Origin of the sequence: Crenothrix polyspora, from assembly GCF_900163755.1 — a bacterium.
Taxonomy (GTDB): Bacteria; Pseudomonadota; Gammaproteobacteria; order Methylococcales; family Methylomonadaceae; genus Crenothrix; species Crenothrix polyspora.
In genome coordinates, this window is record NZ_FUKI01000075.1 from 1 (window position 1) to 1,209 (window position 1,209).

The window sequence follows — 1,209 nt, forward strand, 5'->3', positions numbered from 1 at the left end:
GCTTCAATTTATTGATTTAAAACAATGTTGCCAATCGCTATAATTTTTTGTCATGTACAGAGCCGATGAATATGCAATATACGACCGGTTGGAAGCCTGGGGATATTCACACAAAAGTGTTTGTCATGGCAGTGGCGAATATGCCCGTGATGAAGACGGCGATGGGTTCCACGAGGTACATGTGAATACCATGGAGGGCTTTTGGTCACTCCTACGTTCCTGGTTAAGACCGCACCGTGGTATTTCGCAGTGTTACTTGCCAATCTATTTAGGGTTTTTCGAGTTCGTCCATAATGTAAAAAAACGTGGCAAGGCGTTGCTAAACTCGTTGTTGGAACTGATAGTCAGTTAGCTCCCTGGAATCCAATATGAGCCAAATAATTTATGGGTTACTACTTATTGACAGCACTTGCTCGACAAACCATAGTTTTGATTATCGACGGCAGCACAACGGGGTGCGGATGCGTGACCTTAATGGTTAGCGTACTCTATAAAGGGCGGGTTATTCCGGTGTTATGGATAACTCGCAAAGGCAAAAAAGGGCATTTTCCCGAAGCCATGCATATTGACTTGATTCGTGCGGTGCGGGCATTGATACCGGTAGGCGCTGATGTTATCTGTCTTGGGGACGGAGAATTTGACGGTGCAGAATGGGTAAACACGATTGATAGTTTTGGCTGGAAATATGTGTGCCGTACCAGTAAGGGTAGCGCCTTATATGAAGAAGGTGAGTGTTTCCAGCTCCTTGAGGTTTGTCCGCTGCGTGGTGGTGAGCCTGTTTTTATCGAGGGTCTTGAGTTTACGGATAACCGTAACGCTATTGTTAATGCGGTTGCATGGTGGGGGCGTTCGTATAAAAATCCCATATATGGGTAACCAATCTTGAGACAGCAGAAGAGGCATATTATTGGTATCGCAAGCGTTTTACTCACATTGAGCGGCTACCCTCCCGTTAAATTTTGATTTAGACTTAAGTGCCGACTTGTCATTTAATTAGGCACAGAAAAATAACTCAAAACACGGGGGCAAGCATGAACTACTCCATAGAGCGCTTAGACCACTTAGGCATTGTTGCCGGTGTCATCAAAGATTTAAAAATTGCCGAGTTGATTGACGGGCGGTTAGGGACTTATGAGGGAGAGACCTTATCGGCTGGTGAAACGGTTGCAGGCATGATTATCAATGGCTTAGGATTTTCCAACAAACCGA

Annotated in this window: 3 protein-coding genes; all 3 read left to right on the forward strand. The window is 45.0% G+C overall.

Features of this window, described 5'->3' with window-relative positions; translation table 11 throughout:
- Positions 1–52: 52 nt before the first annotated feature.
- The gene (locus CRENPOLYSF2_RS04300; RefSeq protein ID WP_419185542.1) at positions 53–352 is read left to right on the forward strand and encodes a transposase; all 300 of its coding nucleotides are present in this window, start codon (positions 53–55) and stop codon (positions 350–352) included.
- Between the two features lie 32 nt (positions 353–384).
- Entirely contained in the window at positions 385–876 is a 492-nt protein-coding gene (locus tag CRENPOLYSF2_RS04305) for a hypothetical protein (protein ID WP_087142727.1), read from the forward strand.
- Positions 877–1,031: 155 nt separating this feature from the next.
- Positions 1,032–1,209 (forward strand): DUF4277 domain-containing protein (locus CRENPOLYSF2_RS19470; RefSeq protein ID WP_140396795.1); only part of this gene is annotated, 178 nt, incomplete at its 3' end.